Raw genomic sequence first — 24,361 nt, 5'->3', positions numbered from 1 at the left:
ATAATTTATTTCTTTCATGCTCTAAAATATTTCATTGTTTTAATATACATCAATATAAATATAAAACATTGAGAAAGTGTGTATACAACAGCCGCACCTGTAGAACCATATAGAGGTACTAGTAAAAAGTCTAAACCTATTACAAAAATCATTCCAAAAAACATAATTTTTGCATTCTCAATGGGTTTTCCATATCCAGTCCAATCTGCAGCTAATATGGAAAAAAGTCCAGCAAATATCATACCTGGAATCATTATATAAATTAATGGTATGGAATTTTTATAGGCGGAGGGAAAAAGGTAATCAAATATAGATCTTACAAAAACATACAGCATTATTGCAAATATAGATGTAGCCAAAAATCCAATTTTCAAAGATTTTTTAGTATAATTATAAATATATTTGTGATTTTTCTTAAAACTTGAGACCTTTGGCATTTGAAGCACAATAATTGCACCGTTTACAAATCCTATAAGGGAGGTTATAGTTTTTGCTAATGAATAGGATCCAACAACTGAATATCCATAATAACTTTTTATAAAAACAATATCTACTTGTCCTGTTATAGTCCAGAGAGTTGTAGATAAAATCCCAGGAACGGCAAAAATTATAATTTCAAGGAGAATAGAACGATCAAGATGGAAAATCTCAAACTTTACCGTTTTTTCTTTCAAAAGCTCCATAGACAATATACCTATGAATAATGGAAGTGAGTAGGCAAATAAAATCCAAAATATGCTTTGTAAATTCATAAGCCAGAATAATATAATTAGTACAACCCTTGAGGCACTTACACTCACCCCAAATCCTATAAGTCTCCTGACATCTATAAGACCTCTAATATAAGAGATATATAAATAATATAAACCCGTTATCAAAATAAAAATAGAACTTATAATAGGAATGTTATAAGGTAAAAAAATACCAAATCCAATGGCTATAGAAGTTGTTATAAGAATCATCACAAAATCAATAAAAATGGTTTGGAAGGCATATATTTTCATCTTTTTCTTATCATCTAAATTCTCTGAAATAAATTTAGTAATCGCTGCAGGAAAACCAGAGGCTGCAGGTAGTAAAAAAAAGTTGGCTATGGTAAAGGCGTAACGTATATATCCATACTTCTCAGGTGTTACCATCCATACTACAATGAACCAGAAAATAAATCGGAGTATTTGGGTAATAACATTTCCAATCGCAATTCCAGATATAGCTTTCAATTCGCCTATATCCACTCCAAAGAATTTCAATAATCTTTTAAACACTTTGTATTCCTCCTTAGAACGAATATTTTCTCTACTCCTACCCAATAGATTATAATAAACACTAAAAATAGAATATTCCCTAGCCACTCATGGGCAAGGTTCAGACCCTCGTGTCCCCAATAGTATGCGGCCATAAATGTGAGAAAGAGGCGAAGTACATTGATGAAGAACATGGTGAGAGCGGCAATGAGTATCACCAGCGCTCGCCACACATACTTCATCTTTGAGCCCATAAGCAATCCAACAAGCATTACCGCGGAAAGCGTCATACCCTCAATTCCCGAGCATGCGCCGGCTACGGTTGCGGAGACGGGCGTGCCCCTTTGACTTATTATGGTTATGGTCGTGCCCGAGATGCTCACTGGATAGCCCAGAAGCTTCAGGAAAGAATATGCTAGATGAGAGGAAATGGGTGCTATATACATCTGAGCGAAATCATTTACAACAAATCCCCAAGTACCGTTGAGAATCACCATGGCTCCATAGAATATTAAAAATGGAAAAATTATCCTATATTTTCTCAATCCATAAAACATCACAAAGTATCCTATTATCAGAACTCCGCTGTTGAACACCCCAAACACACGAGTTCCGGGAACAAACACCCATTTTACAGGGGTGACAAGAGTGAATGAAGAAATTATAATAAAAAGCCCAAGCAACGCTTCCCACATTTCAATCTTCTCAATTTTATAGAATTTTCTCTCATTGAGCATCACAGATATAGCAAAGATTAGCGTATAGGAGAAGAACCCGAAGGATGAATGTATTACATAGAAATCCAAGAGAAATGCAAGGATAACAAGAGAGTAAAAAAATATGCTGAACTTCTTTTTCTGAGTGAGATTGAAGAGATGCATCACGGGCGCCCAGGCATCCGCTCGTAGGAGATCAAGCATTAGAATGTAAATGGGCAGGTTGTAAATTAAGATTTTGCAGGATAGATATCCTTTCCGAAACCCGAGCTTATCACGAAAATTTTTCACGCAACTTCTTGATACAAGCCAATATACCCCACAAACCCCTTCATGAAGGAAAAAAATCTCTCAAACAAGGGCATTTCAATGCATATTCCAGCATCCGATCCGAGATTCGATTCGAACCAGCATCTCGAATTTTCTCAAACCAAGAAAAACAAGGTAAAAGAGCAAGTCAATAAAATCTCGAACATCCTCGAATCGAGTCCAAAGCATGGAAAGTTTTATTAAAGTCCGCATGATATATAATTTTGGGTGATAAAAATGTTCGTGCCAGATAGGATTGAGGAGTTGATCGAGGAAGGATACCTCCTAAGCACAGGGCCCAGGTGGAAGAACGGAGTGGCGAGGTTCTACTTCACCACTCCCTACGGAACGGAGAGCGAGAGGGTTGAGTTGAGGATGAAGAAAAGCGAGTTTGAGAATTTGAAGAATTACGTGGTAAAAAGGCTCAGAGATATAAACGGCAAGGCGTACTACAGCAAGCAAAGTACCCTGGCCTACGGGGAGATGAAATACCCACTCCTGGCCTCAACGATTGACGGGTCCTATGCGAAGGAATGGGAGATCATGGAGAGAAAGCACCTCTGGTTGTCTCAAGTGATCGAAGGGCTGGGCTTTCAGGCATTTTTCCTTGTGATGCACAATGCCAGGATCGATCACAGGAAAATGAGTAAGCTAATGGAAGATCCCGAGAAGTTCGTTGAATTCGGAACGAGGTACCTTGCGAGCCTGACCGAGGCAAGTGAGAAGGTGCACAAAATACAGGAGCTTGAAGATAAGGTCCAGGCTCTGAAGAAAGAAATAGAGAAGAAGGATGAAAAAATAAAGCATTTGAAGGCAGTTAACTACGAGTTGAGCACACAACTCAACGGCGTACTAAGCATGCTCAATCCGTCCCAGATGAGAAGGTTCAGTGAATGGATCAATCTCAGAAGTGCCACGGGACTGGTATATGCAACAGTTTCTCCAGAGGATATGGATCCGGGAGAGGTTTCCACACCAATAAATATAACGGTAATCGAGCACGATTCCTTCATGGAGGACATAAAGGAATTTGCAAAGTTAAAGTATGCGTTGAATGAACTGGATGAGATACCACCCAAGGAGAAGGAGCAGCCGCAGGTAATCAGGGTTAATGCTACAGACCCTGGAAAGATAAACGAGTTGAGTTCCAAAATTCAGAATATTGAGGAGAGGTTAAATACTACGGAGAGTCGCGTTGAAAAAGTGGAAAAGGATATGGGCAGTATGGAAAATTTCATAGGAAATACCGTGAAAAATCTTGTGGATTTCAATGAAAAGAGCACGAAGGCCATTGTTAAGGTTAGCAACAAGATCGACTCCCTGGAGAAGGATCTAAGTCCTCAGATTCTCATAAATCGCCTTGAGGAGAGGGGATACAGGATTTATCCAAAATACATGGAGAGTATGAGGAGAGAAATAGAGGATGAGATGACTGAGATGAAGAGTACACTAAAAGAAGAGATGAAAAGGGAGATGGATGAGAAGATCAAAGATATAAAAAATATCTCTGAGAAGTTCTTTGATTACTTTTTACCAAGCCTGGGTGAGATACTTTCCAAGTCAGATGATACCATGATAAAGAGTATTGGTGAGATTCTCGCTTATGCAAATCAGATAAATCAAGAAAACATACCGAATGGCCACCTCCCGGAACAGAATCATAAAGATGAGAAAAATTACCCGTCCTCACAATCATCTCAAACATAAGATTCATTCCTCTGAAAATGCCCATTATCCCATGGGTTTAAATAGCATGACCTGGAGTGCAACCTGGAGGTGAAAAAATCGGAACCAGAGAGAGAATAGCAAAGATGCTCGAAAAGCTCTCCATTGAGCATGTGACCGTGGATTCAACGAAGTTTCCAGATATGGTCAAAGAGCATGAATTTGAGCATATCCGCACAGAATAGAACGGCTCGCTCATCCTCCAGGATAAAGAAAGAAACATTTTCGAGTTATGCCCAGAGAGGATTTTGAAGATAGGCCTTGAAGGCACGGGGGCCGAGCTCAAAAACCCTGCCCCTCTATGAATAGGATTTTCATCCCTCTGTGATATTTGCTCGAGAAACATGGCACCTCAAATGCAAAGATTTATTAATTATTTGCATCTTCAGTACAATATGGTATCCATGGACACGATAAAATCGGCGATTGTGGACAGGGAGGAGGACATGCACCGCAGATTTTCCGAGGGAAATGTGGTGGAAAGGGAGTGCAAGGAAGTGGTGGAGAGTATGATAAACACAGATGTTGCGCTGGTAATAACCGGGGTGAGAAGATGCGGCAAATCCTTTCTTGCGTGGGTGCTTGCCAACGGTGAGCATGTGGCTTATGTGAACTTTGAAGATGAGCGGCTGGCTATGCAAGGAGAGGAACTGAATACAGTGCTTGAAGCCGTTTATTCCCTCAAGGGTGTGGTGAACACATTAATCTTTGATGAGATTCAGAACATCCCCGGATGGGAAAAATTCGTATCGAGAATAATAACTGGGAGGAGAGTAATAATAACTGGAAGCAACGCAAGATTGATGGGCAGGGAGCTTGCCACGCATCTCACGGGCAGACATATTGATTTCATGCTCTACCCATTCAGTTTCAGGGAATTTCTGCAGTACAACGGGATCAACGGCTCTGCGTACTCCACGGCAACTCGGGCTAAGATAAAAGATCATCTGAAGGAATACATTGAGAGGGGAGGTTTTCCTCTGGCGTATAAACTTGGAAATATGTTTCTATCTGAGAATTACAGGGACATTGTTGAGCGGGACATAATGGGCAGGTATGGGGTTAAGTACCCACATGTTCTCCGAGCCCTTGGGAGGTATGTGATGAGCAATACGGGCAGAGAGATATCATTCAACAGGATCAAGAATGTTCTCGGAGTGAAGAGCCCCCATACGGTGAAAAAGTATTTTGATTACATTCAGAACGCCTATCTGGCTTTTACTGTGGAACGCTTTTCATACAAGCTCAAAGAGCAGATGCTTGCACCAAAGAAGGTATATGCGATGGACACGGGAATGGCGAAGGTTGTGGGCTTCAACCTCTCTGCCAATATCTGGAGAGCAATGGAAAATGTTGTTGCTGTGGAGCTCATGCGGCGAAAGAGTTACTGGCATAGGGATATGGAAATATATTACTGGAAGGATCATCAGCAAAGGGAAGTTGATTTTGTGCTCAAGGAAAGAGAGAAAATAAAAGAATTAATCCAAGTGACATATGCTTCTGGAAGAGATGAAATTGAGAGAAGAGAGATAAAAGCGCTTAAGAAAGCAGGGGAGGAACTGAATTGCAAAAACAAGACGATAATCACCTGGGATTACGAGGAAGAGGGAGAGATAAATTTTGTACCTCTGTGGAAATGGTTGTTGAAACCCAATCTTTGACAGGTGCATTGGAAGAGCACACCATAATATTTGCAAAATTTTCTCAACAATAAAGAAAAATTTAAGTAAAAATTTCACTATAGTAAATACATGAATTCAAAGGAAGTGCGTGATTACCTTACAGAATGGCTGAACAGGGCAACTCCGGATATTGTGGAGAGGGAACTCAGAATTAGAGATGATAGGGCTGTGGCAGTGATCGGACCGAGACGTGTGGGAAAGACATATTATTTCTATCAGTTAATTGGAGATGATAGATACAGGACGCTTTATCTTAATTTTGAAGACATAAGGCTTCTGGATGTAAGGGCAAAAGATATATATGAGATTCTGCGGCTCTTCACCGAGTTAACAGGCATGAATGTGGAGAGAGTATTTCTTGATGAAGTGCAGAACGTTCATGGATGGGAGCATGCAGTCAGAAGTCTCATTGATCGGGGCAAGTACAGGATATATCTCACTGGATCTTCCTCCAAACTTCTTAGCCGGGAAATTGCCACAAGTTTGAGGGGCAGAACCTATTCGTACATTCTTCTACCACTCAGTTTCAGAGAGTTTATGGAATTGAGAGGAGTGAAAATTGGGAGAGTAATTTCCAGAGATGATGAGAGTAGAATAAGAAATGTTCTTCGAGAGTATATTGATACGGGGGGATTCCCAGAGATTGTGATGGGAAGTGATAAAGAGAGAATATTGAAAGAGTATGTGGACATGATCCTATTCAGGGATTTTGTTGAGCGACACAATCTGAAAAACATCACCCTTGCAAGATATCTGATGATGCATATCATTCAAAACTTTGCAAAGGAGTTTAGCATAAATAGTATTGCAAAAAAACTCAGAAGCAGCGGTTCACGGTTTGGAAAGAATACACTATATGATTACATGGACAAAATTGAAGATACTGTGGCTGTATTCTTTCTCCGCAGGTACAATGAAAAGGTGCATCTAAGAGAGGGCTGGCCCAGAAAAGCGTATCTCTGCGACCCATCTCTCTCCCAGGTGGGTAAATTCTCTGATGACTATGGTAAATATATGGAAAACATAGTGTTCCTAGACCTCCTGAGGAGAAAGAATTATCATCCACTATGGGAGCTATACTACTATAAAGCCAGAGATTATGAGATTGATTTTGTGCTCAAGGAAAGAGAGAGAATGAAAGAATTGATTCAGGTGACCTACGCTTCGGGAAGAGATGAAATTGAGAGAAGAGAGATAAAAGCACTTGAGAAGGCAGGAGAGGAGTTAAATTGCAAGAACAAAACGGTAATTACCTGGGATTACGAAGAGAAAGGCGAGATAAATTTTGTACCTCTGTGGAAATGGTTGTTGAAACTAAACAAATAAGAGAGATGAACACATTACTACACAGGTTTAAGTATTATTTTTTTCCTCCTTCTCATGAATTTGATTTTGAACTTCTCAAATATATCAAGCCTTCCAAGAAGTGGTAGAGCTTCTATCGCTGCCCACGCAACCCTCGGCTCTAACTCTAAAATACCTCCTGAGGAGGAAAATGTATATAGTGCTTATAGCTTTCCATTTTAATTTCGCGAATAGAATTGTACTGGGACTGAGCGTGAGAGTTAAAGAAGGGGTATAGGTACTGAGATTGAAAACCTAAAATTATAGAGAACTGGAAATCTGACCTTTGGAGAACTGCACAAAAAATATTGTAAAATACAAAATTAGAAGTACAGAGTTTCTCACTGCTTTTTATAGAATCTCTACTTATAGGTAACAAAAGTTTATATCACTAATTAATATTGTCAAGCAATGTGTGGCATAAACGGATTTACTTGGAAAAACACAGAGTTGATATCTAAAATGAATGATGCCCTGAAGCATCGTGGTCCTGATGATGAAGGTATTTTCTCAGATGAAAATGTTACCTTGGGCCATGTGAGATTGGCCATAATTGACCTCAGTAAAAAAGCTCATCAGCCTATGAAATACAAGAAGGATGAGAAAGAAGTATGGATAGTATATAATGGGGAAATTTACAATTTCATGGAAATAAGAAGTGAATTAGAAAACAAAGGATACGTTTTCAATACACATAGTGATACTGAAGTTATATTAGCTGCTTATTTAGAATGGGGGTACGAATGTGTGGAGAAACTAAATGGCATGTGGGCATTTGCAATTTATGATAAGAAAAAAGGTACTATATTTTTGAGTAGAGATAGATTTGGAATCAAACCCCTTTACTATCATTATGATGGGGAAAATCTTGTGTTTAGTTCAGAAATTAAAGGAATTCTTCAACACGGATTAAAAAGACAAATAAATGAAAATAAAATCTCAGATTATCTTATGTTCAGGGGAGTTGTGGGGGAAGAAACTTTATTTAAGAGTATTAAAAAACTCTTACCAGGCCATAATATGGTCTTTGATCTTACATCTAGATCTATTAAAGTTTGGAGATATTGGAGATTAAAGCCAAATCCTAAGTATGAAACCATGGGATTTGATGAGGCACTCATTACCCTTGATGAACTTTTAAAAAAATCGGTGAGAAGAAGATTGATCGCTGATGTAAAGGTGGGCGCTATTTTATCTGGTGGCCTAGATTCCAGTGTTATCGCTGCCTATATGCGAGATTTATCCAATAAGGTTATAACCTTCACTGTAAGGTTTAAAGGTAGTACCTTTGATGAGGGAGAATATGCCACCAAGGTCGCAGAGTATATCAACGCAGAGCACCATGATATTGCTTTAGACTTTGAAGATTATATAAAAGGAATGGAAGAATATGCAAAAATCAAGGATGAGCCAATAGGTGTACCAAATGAAGTTGCACTATTTTTATTATCCAAGTATATACGTAAGATGGGCGTGTATGTAGTTCTCTCTGGTGAGGGCTCGGATGAGATATTTTATGGATATAACAGAATATTCAGAAGTCCCTTCGATATGGAAAGAATGCGTATTTTTACAAACTCGAGGAATTCTCCAGAGGAGTTAAGAAAAAAATTGCCAGAGTTATATGAAAGGTACGGTGGAAAGGTAATTACAACAATTCTAGATCTATTGCTACTTAGATACCCATACTGGCCCCCTGAGATTGTCGAAAAAATACTAAAACACAAAGGAGATGAAGAATATATAGAAATTTTCAATAACATATTAGATGAAATTGCACACGATGATTATCACAAATTATCCTATTTCTTTTTGAATGCTCATCTTCCTATTCTATTAAACAGAGTGGATAACTCTACTATGGCTAACGCGGTGGAGAGTAGAGTGCCATTTTTAGACCATGAGCTTGTAGAGTTCGTTTTTAGTTTACCCAATCACTTTAAGAGTCCGTGGAAATCTTGGGAGGATTACATAAAAGCTCAAACCAAAACCAGTGATGAAATAGCAGAAAAACATGACATTCCAAAATATATTCTTAAAAAACTAGGCTCAGAAAAAATACCGGAAGAAATAATAAATAGAAGGAAAATGGGATTCCCAATTCCATTTTTAGAGTGGAAAGATAAATTAATAAAATATGCAGATGAACTCCTAAACAAAAATGCTAAGATCACAAAATATGTTTCATATGATGAGATAAAAGATATTCTCCGCAAATTTAAAATGGAACATGACAATTATGTAATTCAGAGAATATGGATGCTAATAAGTTTAGAGTTATGGCTAAGAAACTGGGGGGAATAATATGGATGCGATTATTTTAGGTGCAGGAAGAGGCGAGAGGTTGATGCCCTTGACAGCTGATACACCAAAAATTCTTTTGCCACTGTGGGATGGTGAAACAATTCTTCAAAAACAACTTAAAATATTTGAAAATATCTCTGAAATTGAAAGAGTAATTGTGGTTACTGGCTACCTTACTGAGAAGGTAGAGCAAAAAATTAAAGAGTGGAATTATGAAGGATTTGTAGACATTGCCTATAACCCTTTTTATAAAGTCTCCAACAACTTGGTGTCCTTATGGTTCGGAAGTTTGAAAGTCAGAGGTGATGTTATTGTTACTAATGGAGATAATCTCTTCAAATTAGATGTGATAAAAAAATTAATCGATGCTGGCAATGATGGCATATTCTTAGTAGTGGATGAGAAAAATGGTTACGATGCAGATGATATGAAAGTTAAAATAGAAAATGGTTTTATAAAATATGTAAGCAAAAAAATAGATGTGAATGAAACTGATGCCGAGTCTACCGGAATTGCAAAATTCTGTGGAACCGGAAAAAATAAGTTCGTAAATACCTTAGAGTATTTGGTTAGAAAAGAAGAATATCTTTCAAAATTCTGGCTCGAAGTGTTTAACTATATGGCCTCCAAAGGAGAGAAAATTATCCCCATATGGATAAATCAATCTGAGTGGCAGGAAATGGATATACATAGCGATAAGGAATTGATCGATTATCTTCTGAAAAAAAGAAGATTTTAGTCCTCATATTATTTTTTCTATGACCTCTATAACCCTTCTAGATGCTTCACCATCCACCTTTCCATGTACCAATTTAATGAATTGCAAAATCTCTAATTTTTTATCTGAAGACCATTTATTATCAAAAATATTCCTCAAAGCATCAAATAGCTCTTCTTTCGAATTTACAATTATTCCTGGCCTCATATGAGGTGGTATTAATGACTCTCCCCTTTGCTCGGTATAATAGTTAGGCTTTACATTTAAAAATATTATAGGTCTTTGGGAAACAGTAAAATCAGTATAAATGGATGACCAGTCAGTAATAAGGATATCCGAGACAGCCAATACAAGCATGGTATCCGGACATTTGCTCATTGAAACGTCAATAATATTTCTACATTTTCGAATTATCTTCTTTAATTCTTCACTGGGCTTATAATATGGATGTAATCTAAGTAACAAATAGGCATTTTTTTCTGATAAAATTTCACAAAATTCATCTATACCTTTTTTCACATTCCCCCAAGGCCATACTTTCACATCATAAGTGGGCGCATAAAGTATAAATTTGTATTCTGGATTAACCTTAACTTTAGTTTTAATTTGGGAAACTAACTTACTCCTAGGAAGGTTTAGTAAATAAAGAAGATGATCAATTTTTGCCTCACCGGTAACATATAGTTTATTAGGAGGTGCATTCCATATTTTTATATGTCGCATCTTCACAAATTCTGAAGGTACACACCAACCCTTGTGAATTTTATAATCTTCTTGGGTGTTATGTATACCTTTGGGACCCACACCATGCCATAACTGTAATTTTGGCAAAGATTTGTATTTTGATTGCAAGAAGAACGGTACATTCCAAGCACCTTTATGCGCAAGGACCCATAGATCCGCGTTCATATATTTCTTCACACTGAGTAATCCATGCTTGTACAGCACAGGCAACTTCTTTTTTCTCAATTCAAAAAAGGTTGAAAGCTGGGGAGCCATCCAGTAAATTTCATATTTCTTCCTCAACTTTGAATCTTCAAGCATCCTCTCATATACCGCCCGTGGATTGCCCGTGTAATACAGGTTCGTGAAAATTACTATCTTTTTATCTTTTTTAGAGATGGGCGAGCTTGCTGCAATTTTGCTGCTTATGAATTGTAAAGAAATTAAAAGTATTTTAAATACATAGCTAAACAAAGACTCTCTTTCTAACATGGACTTTACCACTTCCAAATCACTGAAGAGTTTGCTGCTCATCAGGTGGGAATATTCTATCATTTTAAATAGATTCCCTTTCCCACAAAACATTTTTAATTATTTTGATCAATATCTCTTCCCTTTTCTTTATGGAAAACTCTTTTTCGATTATTTCCCTAGCCCTAAGACCCCATTCCAGAGGTGCTTCTACGGCTTTTTTTATGGCATCTGCAGTTGCTTTGGGATCACCATAGGGTACATAGAATCCAACCTCTCTCACAAACTCGGACATTCCAGATTTATCTTTGGTAACCACTGGGATACATCCACAGGCCATACCCTCTGCAGGAGCAAGGCCGAAGGCCTCGTAATAGGAGAGCTGGCATATCACCTTCGCCCTCTGAAGCCAATTAACGAGGTCTTCATCACGAGAAATATATCCAATTATCTCTACATTTTTTGGTGCTATATTTTCTAAATATTTTCTTGCAGAGCCATCCACACCAATAACTAAGAATTTGGTATCTGGAAGGTACTTTGCGGCCTTAACAAAGGTATCCAATCCTTTAACCTTAATTCTCCGTAAATCATTTTTCGCAGAGGCTACTGTTATTACCAGCTTCCTATCCTTACTCACGGATAACTTGAACTTATCAACATCCACTCCATTATAAACCACGAGCACATCCCTTGGCCCAACTCTTTTCATTATTTCATTTTTTGTAAATTGGGATACTGCAAGAAGCAAATCTGCGTGCTCTAAAACATATTTTGCAGGTATTTTCTCTTTCAAATTTGAAAATGCTCCGTAATTTATCTCAGGCTCGCAAGCAGCATCGTAACCTCCCACAACGATAATGGACTTTTTGCCGTATTTTCTTGCATAATAAACTGCAGGTAGTGTGTGCCACCCTGCAAACCAGCCAAATACCACATCATTTCTCTTAACTATATCCTTAACTCTTTTAGGATATTTCATCCATTCCTTCTTGGTTTTAGGTGGTTGTAATACCTCTAAATAATAATGCTTTTTCAATATATCATAATCTCTTTTTGTAAAAGTTTGACTCAATTCTCCAAAGAATGCAATTCTAATATTATCAACATATGAGTTAGGTATATGAGGCATCATCTTCTTCATATTTCCCAATTATTTATATGTTTTGAATATTCCTTTCATTTTGTAATAATCTCTCACAAAACATTTATTATTTACCCTGTTATAAAGCTGATAACACTAAATTTAAGATATACTCGGAGGAATAAAAAATGGTAAAATACTCTATCTGTACAACTGTATATAACAACGCTCCCAGAATAAGATCAAGTCTTGATTCAATTCTGAAATACATAAATCCAGAGGATTTTGAAATTGTGGTGGTGGATAGCAAATCCACAGATGGTACGCTGGAAATCCTAAAAGAGTACCAAAAAAGATTCTCCAATTTCAAGATAATAGTGGAAAAGTGCAAGCGTGGAAGGGGCAGACAGATTGCATTTGAAAATTCCAAGGGCGAGTTCATAATTCAGGTAGATCTCGATACCGTATATTATCCCCAATGGTGGGAGTTCATAAAAGCCTATGAGAGATGGGATGGTTACGGGAAATATGCAGTGCAGGCAGTTTATTCTGGGATCTATCCCAGACATCTTTTAGAAAAAGTGGGTGGATGGAGAAATTTACAACATAATGAAGATTTTGATCTTTGGTGGAGATTAATTGAGATAAATGCATTTAAATGGTGTCCACTGATCACAGGAGAGAACTGGATTTCATACGAACCCGAAAAGAGACAAGCAAAAAACACAATTCATATGATCTGGAGAAAATTCATTGCGGAGAGAGATAGATACATTGTTAGAAATGAAATACCTTTAAAGCTAAGATTTAATATTGTGAGAGAATGGGCATCTTCTGACCTGACCTATTATCTATTTTGGATGCCTCTAGAAATTTTGGCTTATGTTGCCGGAGCACCTTATAAAAAATCAAAGAAAATAGACATGCAGAGAAAAAAAGAGATTTGGATGAGAAATATGATTGAGTTCCCGATAAATGGACCTAAAAAATATGAATTCGCATGGGTTGCCTATAGTGCCTATATGGACAATTAATTGCAAAACTACGACAGTAATTATCTGGACTACAAAGGTAAAATCCTTCCATCTCCCTTTGAAATGTTTGTTTACCTGATAATCTCACTTTCCATCTTCTGTTCTTTGAGCCATTTACATATTATGCGATCCTGAGCCAATCCTCAAAATTCCGGTTTCGAGGGGTATCTTTTGAACTCTTATCTCAAATACCTCCTGAGGAGGAAAGTGTATATTGCACTCATAGTTGTCTACTTTAACTTTATGAATAGAATTGCACTGGGACTGGGCGTGAGAGTTAAAGAAGGGGATAAGTACTGAGATTGAAAACCTAAAACTATAGAGAGCTGGAAATATAACCTTTGGAGGCTGAGCTTAAGAGGATTAAAGAGCATAGGAATCCGATGAAAAAATTTTTAGAAATAAATTAGTTATACCTTTGCAACGAGTAATCTTATGAATGATTCTCACTATGGTAACTCACACTTTTTAATCACCGCTGCAATCTGGGGCAATATATTTTTAAGGGCACAACAATTTTTTAATTTTAAGCGGAGGTGAGAATTATGCTTGAACAATCAGGTATTAGAGGGCCGATACCTTTGATGGGCACAATATTCTTCTCAGTTAGATATATAGAAAAACCGCTATCCTTGCTTCCACTTGTTTTTAATCACCCCGCACGAATTCATATGAAGGGTGATACAGATGGTGGCATTGTCCTACAAAGTAAAAACGATTTTTGGAGATTGAGAGATATAACTCACTGTGGATGGAAAATAGTTGATGTACGTAAAGGTAGGGTTTACGTAAAGAAAGAAGATATAAAAATAGGAGCATATCCCATACAGTTAAGTGTCTTGAAAGAGAGCCTTGAAGAATATTATAGAGTATTCGACTATAGTAATAAAGTTATCCTTGATGTTGGAGGTTATATTGGCTACTCTTCTGTATTATTTTCAAAATGGGGTGCCAGAAAAGTAATTATATATGAAGCGCAGAAAGAAAACATCCCAATAATAAGAGAGAATCTGAGACTCAATAAAGTAAATGGTGAAGTTTACAATTTTGCAGTAGCGGATAAAGATGGCGAAATTGAGTTGAAATATGAAAATCTCGGCACAACAACAGTTGGATTAAAAGGAAATAATAAGTACATGATAAGGGGAATATCCGTAACCAGAGTTATATCCAAAGAGAAAATAGATATTGCCAAATTTGACTGTGAAGGTTGTGAATATTCCCTTCTCTCGGTACCCTGTAAAGTGCTTAGAAAAGTGCCAAGATATGTTATTGAATATCACCGCGGATTTCTATCTCTAAAAAAGAAATTTGAAAAATGTGGCTACAAAGTAAAACTTCTATGGAATTTAAAAGATCAGGAGGGAATTGGTGGACTCATGGCTGAAATCAATTAAAATTCATAAAATGAGAACTTTATTAACCCCCTTGCCCATAATCCCCCATGCATCTCATCACAGGTTCATCTCTTGGGGAAATATGACAGAGAAGAAAATAACCCTAGCAATGCTGGGAATTGAGGCAATTCTATGTGGGATGGCATTTGTTGTGTGGGGTCTCTGGTATGTATTTTTATAATGAGAAACGTGAGGCATAATCCTTATAAGTAATTGGGGGCATTACCATGCTATTTGATCCCAGGCCAAAAAACAGTAAAAAAGAGGAGTAAATAAAATCTTGTTGAGATATAGAAGTATATGCGTGAAATTCTCTAAAATTCAATCTATACTCAGAACTCTAGCATGTTAGTTAATGAGTATGTGAGATTTTAATAGGAATCATATATTTTTTATTCTCCATTGAAAGGTAAAGCTTCCTATTACCAGAAGTACGATTGTAACTATTATTGCCAGAATGATCATGGGCATATAATTACCTATGGACTGATTGAAAATTATTATTTTTCGTATTCCCCGAAGTAATGCACTTGCAGGAAAGTAATCGCCAATAACTCTCATCCAATCTGGAAGTAAGAATGAGGGAAAAAATATGCCAGTTATGAAGGATATGGGCCATGCTATTGCATTAGCAGCAGCACTGGCAGCTTTTTGAGTTTTTGTAAATGTAGAAATCAGCAAGCCTATAGCCATCGTACTCAAAGCAGCAATTATTATCATTCCCAGCACTGGAGGAGATAATGATATCCATTCTCTAAACACTATTATGAAGGAAATTATCACTAAGAATGCAGAGATGAGTTGAATTACTAAAAAGTATAGAAGTATTCCAAGAAGCATCTCGATAGATCTGGTCTTTGTAGTTGTCAATCTTCTTGCAGTACCTCTCTCAATTTCTCTAGATATTGAAGAAGCAGTACCGGTCATTCCAGAAAATACTAAAGTTATACCAATTGCTGCAGTAGCATACCAAACTCTTGTATTGGATGTGACATTAGAAGTGCCTGTATAATACTCCAAATTCAAATTTACTGGATTAGCAAGAGACTCAAGATGAGATTTTAGTATCCTTTCAGAGATAGTCAGATTACCATGCTCTAGGATATATCTAACAGTCACATTTAGTTGAAAATCTCTCACCCTATTTTCAAATGAAGAGATATAAGAAAATACAGAGCCACTCACAATCTGATAATCATGAAGATCTCTCTTATCAAATACTATTTTTATGTTCATTTTTCTACTATTTGAATTATCAGTAGAATTTTCATTGAAGAGTATTAAAGCTTTTATTTTACTTTCTTTAATGGCACTTATTCCTTCACTTAGATTTGCATATTTATGAAGCTCAAAAACTGTATGGTTCTGTATGCTCACTTTTTCCATTCCTTTAATGAAGGATTGAGATAGTGTGGAATTTTGCTGAGATATAATATAACCTACAGGAATATTTTGAGGTGTGGTTGGAGTGCCAAATACAGAAGCAAACAAAAGACCAAATATTATGGGAAATATAAAAACCCAAAACACAGCTTCTTTTGATGAAAAGAACTCTTTAAGTCCCTTCCAGAGAAAAGCATATATGCCTCTCATTCTCCCAACCCCCTTCCAGTAAACTTCAAAAACACATCTTCTAAGGTAGGTTCTCTAACAAACATCTCTTTAATTTCTCCAAATTTTGAAAGTGTTTTCACAAGCTCTGGCAGCTCTTCTCTAGGGTTTTGGGAAAATTTAATGAGCTTATCTTCTTCCCTTACAAAATCAGAAGGTATTTTTCTAAAATTGCCTTTTATTATTATTGAGCTTTTCATTCTAGCCATTTTCTTGAGTTTTTCAGGAGTGTCTATGGCTATTATTCTTCCCTCATTTATTATTGCAATTCTATCTGCCAGCTTTTCTGCCTCATCCATATAGTGAGTAGTTAGAAGTATTGCTCTGCCTTCTTCTCTGTTTTTCTTTATTATTTTCCATATTTCTCTCCTAGATTCAACATCCAGTCCTACTGTAGGTTCATCAAGCACTAGAAGTTTAGGATTGCCAAGCAGTGCTATTGCTATGCTAAGTCTTCTTTGCATACCTCCACTCAATTCTCGAACTTTTTTGTTTGGAATCTCAAGATCTTTTAGTATTTTTATACTTTCTTTAATAGAAACTTTTTTTACCAGAGCATAAAATTTTATATTATCCTGAGCTGTTAAATCTCTATATAAAAGCCCCTCCTGAGGAGCATATCCAATTTTCCATCTTTCTATTTTCTTTCCTTCCATAAGCAATTTTCCTTGATGAGCCAAACCTTCACCAATTATTCTTATGATAGTGGTTTTTCCTGCACCGTTGGGACCTAAAAGAGCAAAGATCTCGCTCCTATCAATATAAAATGAAACGTTCTCTACTGCCCTGACATTCTTGTAGTTTTTGGTTATGTTTATTAGTTCTAAGAGATGCATATCTTCATAAATGAAAAATAATATATAAAACAATGGTATAAATTCTGTAATTGAGAGTAACCTATAAAGATGTGAACTATCTCTCATCAAAGTAGCTATTCTGACTCATATACTATACTTGATATATTAATCTTTGCAGAAGATGAGAATTTTATTAAACCTTTATGTACATAACCCTCTATGATCCTAATCACAGGCTCATCGGGACAACTTGGCTCATACCTGATAGAAAGCTTCCCCGAAAGTGTGGGGCTGGATATTAGGCCATCAAAATACACGGATATTGTGGGGGACATACGAGATGATCTGATCACTCTTCTGAAGGATTATGAAATAAGCGCGATAATCCACGCTGCCGCTCAGGTGAGTGTAGTGAAGAGTGTGGAAAATCCCAAGTACGATGCTGAAAACAACATAATCGGCACTCTGAACCTTCTTGAATATGCGAGAAGGAGAGATATAGAGCATTTCATATACATATCATCCGCCGCCATATACGGAGAGCCGGAATATTTGCCAATAGATGAAAAGCATCCAAAGAATCCCAAGAGTCCCTATGGATTGAGCAAACTCACGGGGGAGACATACGCCATGATGTACGGTGAGCTCTACGGATTAAAGGTAGCATCCATAAGACCTTTCAACATATTCTCCCCGCGCCAGGATCCTTCAAGTCCGTATTCAGGAGTAATTTCAATATTCGTGGATCGAGCAAAGAGAGGTTTGCCCCTTGTAATCTATGGAGATGGTGAGCAAACCAGAGATTTTGTGAACGTGCATGATGTGGTATCTCTCATAAAAATTGTATCGGAGAAAAAGGCCACTGGTGTGTACAACTGCGCCACAGGGAGGGAGATAAGCATAAATAAACTTGCAGAAATGATAAAGGAGTTGAGTGGCAAGGATGTGCCAATAATGCACGATAAACCCAGAGATGGGGATATAAGGAGGTCCTATGCAGATATAACCAGAGCAAGGAATCTGGGATTTGAGCCACACACAAACCTGAAAGAGGATCTGAGAAGATTCTTCTTCTCGGAAAATATTAATTTAAAATGAGAGGATGTGGTAATTATGCTATATGTTAAGGATATAATGAACCTAATAACAAAAAAGCCGGCGCTTGTTGGAGAGAATACTTCCCTGAAGGATATCGCGAATAGGATGATTGAGGATCCCAAAACGAAAACAATCTACGTGGTTGGAAATGAAGGAAAGCTTTTGGGAATAATAACAATTGATTCCCTGCTGATCTATCTCTACAGAAACTACATTCCGGCCCAATACATGGATTTTAAACTCCCAATTGCATTTGATGGCAAACCGGTGGCTCAGGATATAATGAGAGAACCGATATATGTGAGAGGAGAGGATACACTCAAAACGGCATTTGAAAAAATGTTCCTTTACAGGATTTGGGAACTGCCTGTGGTCGATGGGGAGGGAAAGGTCATAGGAGACCTTGACTCCACAGAACTTGTGGCTGTATGGGAAAAGCTCAATCTATAGTTTTCTAAGAAGATACTTCAATTCCCTTCCGGTTATCCTGCGATACATGACCTCAATTATGAACGAAAGGGCCACCATGAGAAGGAATATCAACACTCCGTATGGATTGCTGTGGGCCACATTGAAAAACAATATCCCCACGGCGAAGAATGCCAATGCGGCCCCGAGTATGGATATGCCCCGATTACCACCCGTGTTTTCGTGCAATTTAAAATTTGCAAGATTCACCAGGCCAAATATTATCAGAAATCCAGAGCTTCCTATGGTGGATATGCTTGTGAGATCAAACAAATTTGCAACGATTATCGTTAACACTGCCGTGATTATCAACCCCTCAACCGGCCTGCGCCAAACCTTCTTTTCGAATACTTCTGGCAGCTCACCATCCTTGGCTATCACGTAGCTCACACGTGCAGAGCTGTAAAGGGTGGCGTTTATGGCCGAACTTGTGGAGAGGAGAGCGGCTATGGCTATGAGCAGAAATCCAGCATCTCCCAAAAACGGCTTGGCTGCTTCTGCCAGGGCATAGTCCCTTGCGTTTACCAATTCATTGAGAGGTAGATTCCCAACGGCAACGATTGCTATGAGCACGTAGAGTATTATTACAAAAACCACCGATGCATAATATGCCTTGGGAAGTGTTTTATGCACATCATCCACATCCTCCGCGGTATTGGCAATCAATTCAAATCCCTCGTATGCGAGGAATATTATCATACCGCCCGCAACAAGATTCACAGGATTTACCCAGGTATCTGGAGCCAACCTTGAAAACTTAACGCTCCAGAACCCAACTATTATGAAGAATATCAAGATCGACAGTTTTATCCCGACTATGTACTCCTCCGACTCACCAACGGCCTTTGATCCAACAATGTTTATGCCCATGAACAGAAGAATCACGAAGGTTATTAGCACATGTCTCCAGAATCCATAATTTCCAGGGAAGAATGTTGCACCGTAACTTCCAAATGCGTAGGCGTAAAGGGATAACATAATTATGTAACTCAGATAAAGCAGGATGTTTAACCCACCTGTGAATATGCCAGTACCATACGCCTGATTGAGAAATTCCACGGTGCCGCCCCTTGTTGGATATCTCACACTCAGTTTTGAATAGGAATAACTGGTGATAAGGGCAACCAAACCAGCAAGGAAAAACGCAATGGGGGCACTCCCATGAGAGAGTTCTACAGCCAGACCGAGAACTGCAAATATGCCTCCACCAACCATTCCTCCAACTCCGAGGGCAAACACGGACCAGAAATGGAGCTTGTTATTACTTCTCATTCTATGGGGTAATATTTTCAAATAATAAATTATTTTGCCGAGAGTTCACCAGTGAACGAGTTCGAAAATACCGAAGTAGATGGATACCAGGAGCAAAAATAGACCATAAAGAACCTTCAATCTTGCTCTGGAAAACCTCAATGTAAGGGATGCACCAATGTAAGAGGCGGGTATTGCACCTAGGGATAGAAAAAGTGTGATCATCCAGTCTATATGTCCCAGATAAGCGTGCACAACCACAGCAGGAATCACACCCAGAAGTACTAGGGCCACGGATGATCCTATGGCCCTCTTCAGATCAACTCCCAGAATATAGAGAATTGGAACAATCAGTATGCCTCCACCGTTTGCAAGCAGGCCGGAAAGAAGGCCTATGATGAAACCGAGAAAATAAATCAAAACCCTACTCTCAACTCTCCTTGATCGTTTTTCTCTCTTGAATATGAAGCGAAGGGATATGTATATCAAAAATAACGCTGTAAGCAACATCAAATACTTGCCAGGTATGTATTTGGTCAGAAACGCACCGATTATCGAGCCGGGAATCATGAATACAAGGAGTTTGAACACTATTCTCCAATCAACTAGGCCCTCTCTCCAATACCTGTAAGTGGCCACACTGGAGGAAAACACTGTCATGGGCAGTGGACTTGCGAGGGCATAATATGGTGGGATGAGAAAGAGTACACGCAGAAGAGGCGTGCTTATGGAGCTGCCTCCAAATCCAAACATTCCGGATAAAAGCCCGATCAATAGTCCGGTTAACAAGATGGGCAATCCCTGCACATTTGAGTATTGGTAGGGAGTATTAATATTTTCAGTAAACCCTACTTCCTGAGCCAACAATACCCTTGACCCTCGCTCCAGGTCCAATGACTGTTCGCGCTCCTATCATCGTGCCCACATCTATGCTCACATTTATGCCCGTGTGAACATCATCACCCATTATCACACCCAGCTTCCTGCGACCCGTGTCAACAAGTTTATCCTTTACGGGAACTTTTATATTTTTCTCATCCAATCGCAGATTTGCAATTTTCGTGCCTGCACCAAGGTTGCACCTCTCCCCTATTATACTGTCTCCCACATAGTTGAAATGTGGTATCTTGGAGTTATCCATAATAACAGATGCCTTTATCTCGCACGAGTTACCAATATGCACCCCATTTCCTATGACCGTGTATGGACGAATGTAGGCATTTGGCCCAATCTTGCAGTTCTTACCTATCAGCACAGGTCCCTCTATGTAAGTGCCGCTCATTATTCTTGTGCCCTCTCCCACGCACACCTTACCCTTGAGCACCACATTCTCCTCCACAAAACCATCAATCCCGCATTCCAAAGTTTCCAGATAAGCCCTTGTGGCATCTAAAAGATGCCATGGCATACCTATATCAAGCCATAGTCCTGAGTATTTCACAATTTTCACCTTATGCTCCTTTGCAAACATATTCACAGCGTCTGTGAATTCAATCTCTCCTCGAGGTGATAATTTCACCCTATGTAAATAATCGAATATTTCACGCTCAAAAACGTAAACTCCCGCATTCACCAGTCCTGATGAGCCAGGAACCTTCTCTCTTATCTCTTTCAGATTCTCTCCTCCCAAAAGCAATCCGTACTGGGAGGCATCATCCTTGTGCACACCCAAAAGTGCATTATTATAACTCAAAATCTCCCGCAAAGCATTTTTCTCAAAATAGAGATCTCCATTTACGATGAGAAATCTATCGTCCTCGTATTTTTCTGCGTAAAGCACGGCATCTCCCGTACCACGGCGCTCCTTCTGATACACATAATCTATACGCGCACCCCTGTATTCGTAACCGTATCTATCGGCAATTTGCCTTCCCTCGTACCCGATTAAAATGGATATGTCCCTTATACCAGAATCCACTATTGCGTCTAAAATATGCTCAATTATTGGCTTATTTCCAAGGGGAATCAGGGGTTTGGGCCTTGTATCCGTCAGGGGCCACATCCTTGTCCCCTCTCCAGCAGCCAGGATGAATGCACGCATGATTTGCATAATCCCATGAACCTATAAAATCTTAACCTAAAATTTTTATAGGATTTCCATACTTCATCCCCATGGAGAGGATCGAGGAGATCATAGCAACCCTGCCAAAGGCGGAACTCCATATACATGTGGAGGGGGCTCTTGAGCCAGAGTTAATGTTCAGATTATCCAAGGAGAACAACGTGAGCATTCCCTATCACTCGGTGGAGGAGATAAAAAAGGCGTATAACTTTGAAAATCTACAGGATTTTCTGAACATTTACTATCAGAGCATGAAAGTCTTGAGGGACGAGAATGATTTTTATCAACTAACTTGGAATTATATTAAAAGGGCAAAGGAGAACAATGTTCAGCATGTGGAGCTTTCCTTCGATCCACAGGCACACATGCGCAGAGGGGTAAAATTTGAAAATATGATTGAAGGGATTTTCAAGGCCCTGAGGGATGGAGAGAGGAAATGCGGGATATCGTGGAAGATAATTCTATCCATTCTAAGGGACATGCCCGTTAAAGACGCCATAAATACCCTTAACCAGGCAGAGGCGTATCTGGATGTAATTCACATTATAGGCCTAGATTCTGCAGAACTTGGCAATCCTCCTTCAAAGTTCAAGAGGGTTTTTGAGAAAGCAGAAAAATTTGGTCTTTTAAAGGTAGCTCATGCGGGGGAAGAGGGCCCGGCAGAGTATGTGAGGGAGGCAATTGAGATTTTAGGTGTGCACAGGATAGATCACGGTATAAGAACCGTTGAAGATCCATCGCTCTTACGCTCACTCGGAATGAGAAAAATGACCTTTACCCTCTGTCCATTATCAAATCTGAAATTGAAAGTTGTACGTACCTTGGAGAATTATCCGCTAAGAAATATTATGAATGCGGGCATAATTGCCACCATAAACTCAGATGATCCTGCGTATTTTGGTGGTTATGTTAACGAAAATTATCTTGCACTGAGTAAGGCACTAAAACTAAATGAGCGGGATATAATAAACCTCGCAAAAAACTCCATAATGGGTAGTTTTGCCTCTGAGAAGAGAAAGAAAGAGTTGCTCGGGAGCATAGAGAAAATCAGGGTTTCAACGCTTGAATGATTGTATCCATCATCTCTCTCGCTTTTTGCTCGTTTTCCATTTCCACCGTTATGCGGATCTTTGGCTCCGTTCCAGAGAATCTTATGAGGAACCATCCATCTTCAAGGGTAGCACGATAACCATCTATACGCTCAACATCATAATCCTTGATTATTTCTTCTATCTTCCTTTCCATTTCCTTGCGATTTTCATAGTATATGTTTCTTCTCAAGGTGCAGTATCTGGGAAAATCGGCCACAACAGCATCTATATCCTCCCTCGAGGTAATCTCCGCAAATTTCAAGGCTGCATATATTGCATCAGGGGTGTATCTCCATTTTGCAAATATCTGCGTGCCGCTGTTCTCACCTCCAAACTCCACACCCAACTTCTTCATCGCAGAGGATACATTGGCATCTCCCACCTTGCACCTTATAACCTCTGCAAAATTCTCAAGGAGCATGGATGAATCCACCGGAGCAACTATTTTGCGAAATCCAAGTACCCTGGCAAATATGGCGAGGATGTGATCCCCGCTCAGATACCTTCCAGAGGAAGTTATTGCCACAAATCTATCGGCATCTCCATCATGGGCAATGCCCAAATCGGCATGTGAGGTGAGTACCATTTTCTTCAAATCTTTCAAATTTTCCTCACTGGGCTCGCTGGGATGTCCAGGAAACAAGCCCGAAGGGTGGCAGTTAAGCGTGGTTACCTTCGCCCCCAGCTCCCTGAAAATAAAGGGAGAGATAACACTTGCAGCACCATTTGAACAATCAATAACCACCTTCAAATCCAGGTGCCCAAACTCCCGCAAAAGAGCTTCATAATGCCCATTCAATGCATCTTCCACATGCCATTTTCCAACCCTGCTCCATTCCACAACTTTCCCCGCGAGATTTGAAATCTGCTCATCCGTAAAGGCAGATCCATCCGGGTTCCACAACTTGATCCCATTGTACTCTGGAGGATTGTGAGATGCTGTGACCATAACTCCCGCATCGTGGTTTCTTGCAGCATAGGCAAGCGTGGGAGTGGGAACTTTTCCTGCATAATAAACATCTGCTCCTCCTGCCATAAGCCCCCCTGAAAGAATGGAGAGAAGAGAATCTGATGTTTCACGAAAATCCGATGCGATCACCACGGATTGGCTGATATTTCCAAGGAACAAGCCCATTTTATAGGCAATATCAAGAATCTCCGAGCTCCACCTTGCCCTTATACCAGACGAGCCTGAGAATTTCATGCTGAATGAATGGATATTGGGTATAAAA

General features: G+C 38.9%; 23 protein-coding genes. 13 read left to right on the top strand and 10 right to left on the bottom strand.

The window, feature by feature from the left end:
* Window positions 1–14: 14 nt before the first annotated feature.
* Together ACIM339_RS03875 and ACIM339_RS03870 are read right to left on the bottom strand one after the other, a co-directional pair.
* Window positions 15–1,235, bottom strand: coding sequence for an oligosaccharide flippase family protein (locus tag ACIM339_RS03875; RefSeq protein ID WP_162007683.1), 1,221 nt, complete (start codon window positions 1,233–1,235; stop codon window positions 15–17).
* A gap of 11 nt (window positions 1,236–1,246) precedes the next feature.
* On the bottom strand, window positions 1,247–2,164 hold the full coding sequence (locus ACIM339_RS03870; RefSeq protein WP_015283303.1) for an archaeosortase/exosortase family protein: 918 nt from the start codon (window positions 2,162–2,164) through the stop codon (window positions 1,247–1,249).
* Between the two features lie 342 nt (window positions 2,165–2,506).
* On the opposite strand from ACIM339_RS03870, the gene ACIM339_RS03865 reads away from it, so the two are divergent.
* The 6 genes from ACIM339_RS03865 (at window position 2,507) to ACIM339_RS03845 (ending at window position 10,063) form a co-directional block, all read left to right on the top strand.
* Window positions 2,507–3,976, top strand: a complete 1,470-nt coding sequence (locus ACIM339_RS03865; protein ID WP_015283302.1) for a hypothetical protein — start codon at window positions 2,507–2,509, stop codon at window positions 3,974–3,976.
* 56 nt (window positions 3,977–4,032) lie between these two features.
* Entirely contained in the window at window positions 4,033–4,179 is a 147-nt protein-coding gene (locus ACIM339_RS08075) for a hypothetical protein (protein WP_337954353.1), read from the top strand.
* A 210-nt stretch (window positions 4,180–4,389) separates the two neighbouring features.
* Window positions 4,390–5,655 carry an ATP-binding protein gene (locus tag ACIM339_RS03860; RefSeq protein ID WP_015283301.1) on the top strand — a complete coding sequence of 422 codons (1,266 nt, stop codon included), beginning with the start codon at window positions 4,390–4,392 and terminating at the stop codon, window positions 5,653–5,655.
* A 90-nt stretch (window positions 5,656–5,745) separates the two neighbouring features.
* On the top strand, window positions 5,746–7,002 hold the full coding sequence (locus ACIM339_RS03855) for an ATP-binding protein (protein ID WP_015283300.1): 1,257 nt from the start codon (window positions 5,746–5,748) through the stop codon (window positions 7,000–7,002).
* Window positions 7,003–7,431: 429 nt separating this feature from the next.
* Window positions 7,432–9,324 (top strand): asparagine synthase (glutamine-hydrolyzing), encoded by a 1,893-nt coding sequence (gene asnB / locus ACIM339_RS03850; RefSeq protein ID WP_015283299.1) that lies wholly within the window; start codon window positions 7,432–7,434, stop codon window positions 9,322–9,324.
* A 1-nt stretch (window position 9,325) separates the two neighbouring features.
* On the top strand, window positions 9,326–10,063 hold the full coding sequence (locus ACIM339_RS03845) for a sugar phosphate nucleotidyltransferase (protein WP_015283298.1): 738 nt from the start codon (window positions 9,326–9,328) through the stop codon (window positions 10,061–10,063).
* Window positions 10,064–10,066: 3 nt separating this feature from the next.
* Here the strand turns inward: ACIM339_RS03845 and ACIM339_RS03840 are convergent, their stop codons facing one another.
* The gene (locus tag ACIM339_RS03840) at window positions 10,067–11,299 is read right to left on the bottom strand and encodes a CDP-glycerol glycerophosphotransferase family protein (protein WP_162007682.1); all 1,233 of its coding nucleotides are present in this window, start codon (window positions 11,297–11,299) and stop codon (window positions 10,067–10,069) included.
* Between the two features lie 22 nt (window positions 11,300–11,321).
* On the bottom strand, window positions 11,322–12,380 hold the full coding sequence (locus ACIM339_RS03835; protein ID WP_015283296.1) for a glycosyltransferase family 4 protein: 1,059 nt from the start codon (window positions 12,378–12,380) through the stop codon (window positions 11,322–11,324).
* A 128-nt stretch (window positions 12,381–12,508) separates the two neighbouring features.
* Here ACIM339_RS03835 and ACIM339_RS03830 point away from each other — a divergent pair, with 128 nt between their 5' ends.
* The 4 genes from ACIM339_RS03830 to ACIM339_RS07925 all read left to right on the top strand — a co-directional run bounded on the left by ACIM339_RS03830 (window position 12,509) and on the right by ACIM339_RS07925 (window position 14,932).
* A complete protein-coding gene (locus ACIM339_RS03830; protein WP_015283295.1) occupies window positions 12,509–13,354 on the top strand; it encodes a glycosyltransferase family 2 protein in 846 nt (281 codons plus the stop codon).
* Between the two features lie 171 nt (window positions 13,355–13,525).
* The gene (locus ACIM339_RS08070; RefSeq protein WP_337954352.1) at window positions 13,526–13,654 is read left to right on the top strand and encodes a hypothetical protein; all 129 of its coding nucleotides are present in this window, start codon (window positions 13,526–13,528) and stop codon (window positions 13,652–13,654) included.
* A gap of 245 nt (window positions 13,655–13,899) precedes the next feature.
* Window positions 13,900–14,751, top strand: coding sequence for an FkbM family methyltransferase (locus ACIM339_RS03825; protein ID WP_015283294.1), 852 nt, complete (start codon window positions 13,900–13,902; stop codon window positions 14,749–14,751).
* A gap of 31 nt (window positions 14,752–14,782) precedes the next feature.
* Window positions 14,783–14,932 (top strand): hypothetical protein, encoded by a 150-nt coding sequence (locus ACIM339_RS07925; RefSeq protein ID WP_162007681.1) that lies wholly within the window; start codon window positions 14,783–14,785, stop codon window positions 14,930–14,932.
* Window positions 14,933–15,132: 200 nt separating this feature from the next.
* Here the strand turns inward: ACIM339_RS07925 and ACIM339_RS03820 are convergent, their stop codons facing one another.
* Both ACIM339_RS03820 and ACIM339_RS03815 read right to left on the bottom strand, forming a co-directional pair.
* A complete protein-coding gene (locus ACIM339_RS03820) occupies window positions 15,133–16,344 on the bottom strand; it encodes an ABC transporter permease (RefSeq protein ID WP_015283293.1) in 1,212 nt (403 codons plus the stop codon).
* Entirely contained in the window at window positions 16,341–17,285 is a 945-nt protein-coding gene (locus ACIM339_RS03815) for an ABC transporter ATP-binding protein (RefSeq protein ID WP_337954351.1), read from the bottom strand. The genes ACIM339_RS03820 and ACIM339_RS03815 overlap by 4 nt, the downstream gene beginning before the upstream one ends.
* Before the next feature lie 93 nt (window positions 17,286–17,378).
* Here ACIM339_RS03815 and ACIM339_RS03810 point away from each other — a divergent pair, with 93 nt between their 5' ends.
* The gene (locus tag ACIM339_RS03810) at window positions 17,379–18,257 is read left to right on the top strand and encodes a GDP-mannose 4,6-dehydratase (protein ID WP_015283291.1); all 879 of its coding nucleotides are present in this window, start codon (window positions 17,379–17,381) and stop codon (window positions 18,255–18,257) included.
* A gap of 15 nt (window positions 18,258–18,272) precedes the next feature.
* A complete protein-coding gene (locus ACIM339_RS03805; RefSeq protein ID WP_015283290.1) occupies window positions 18,273–18,707 on the top strand; it encodes a CBS domain-containing protein in 435 nt (144 codons plus the stop codon).
* On the opposite strand, the gene ACIM339_RS03800 is transcribed toward ACIM339_RS03805, so the two are convergent.
* From ACIM339_RS03800 to glmU, 3 genes are read right to left on the bottom strand one after another with little or no spacing between them, the layout of a single operon-like run.
* Window positions 18,702–19,997 (bottom strand): APC family permease, encoded by a 1,296-nt coding sequence (locus ACIM339_RS03800; RefSeq protein WP_015283289.1) that lies wholly within the window; start codon window positions 19,995–19,997, stop codon window positions 18,702–18,704. The genes ACIM339_RS03805 and ACIM339_RS03800 overlap by 6 nt on opposite strands.
* A gap of 45 nt (window positions 19,998–20,042) precedes the next feature.
* Window positions 20,043–20,783, bottom strand: a complete 741-nt coding sequence (locus ACIM339_RS03795; protein WP_015283288.1) for a sulfite exporter TauE/SafE family protein — start codon at window positions 20,781–20,783, stop codon at window positions 20,043–20,045.
* A 31-nt stretch (window positions 20,784–20,814) separates the two neighbouring features.
* Window positions 20,815–22,017, bottom strand: a complete 1,203-nt coding sequence (gene glmU / locus ACIM339_RS03790; RefSeq protein WP_015283287.1) for a bifunctional sugar-1-phosphate nucleotidylyltransferase/acetyltransferase — start codon at window positions 22,015–22,017, stop codon at window positions 20,815–20,817.
* Between the two features lie 80 nt (window positions 22,018–22,097).
* Here glmU and ACIM339_RS03785 point away from each other — a divergent pair, with 80 nt between their 5' ends.
* A complete protein-coding gene (locus tag ACIM339_RS03785) occupies window positions 22,098–23,108 on the top strand; it encodes an adenosine deaminase (RefSeq protein ID WP_394295538.1) in 1,011 nt (336 codons plus the stop codon).
* On the opposite strand, the gene ACIM339_RS03780 is transcribed toward ACIM339_RS03785, so the two are convergent.
* Window positions 23,086–24,333, bottom strand: coding sequence for a phosphopentomutase/phosphoglucosamine mutase (locus tag ACIM339_RS03780; RefSeq protein WP_015283285.1), 1,248 nt, complete (start codon window positions 24,331–24,333; stop codon window positions 23,086–23,088). The two genes, ACIM339_RS03785 and ACIM339_RS03780, sit on opposite strands and share 23 nt — an antisense overlap.
* Window positions 24,334–24,361: the final 28 nt, after the last annotated feature.

Source organism: Aciduliprofundum sp. MAR08-339 (assembly GCF_000327505.1).
In the GTDB taxonomy this organism is placed as follows: Archaea; Thermoplasmatota; Thermoplasmata; order Thermoplasmatales; family Aciduliprofundaceae; genus Aciduliprofundum.
This window is presented reverse-complemented; position numbering and strand designations above follow the sequence as displayed.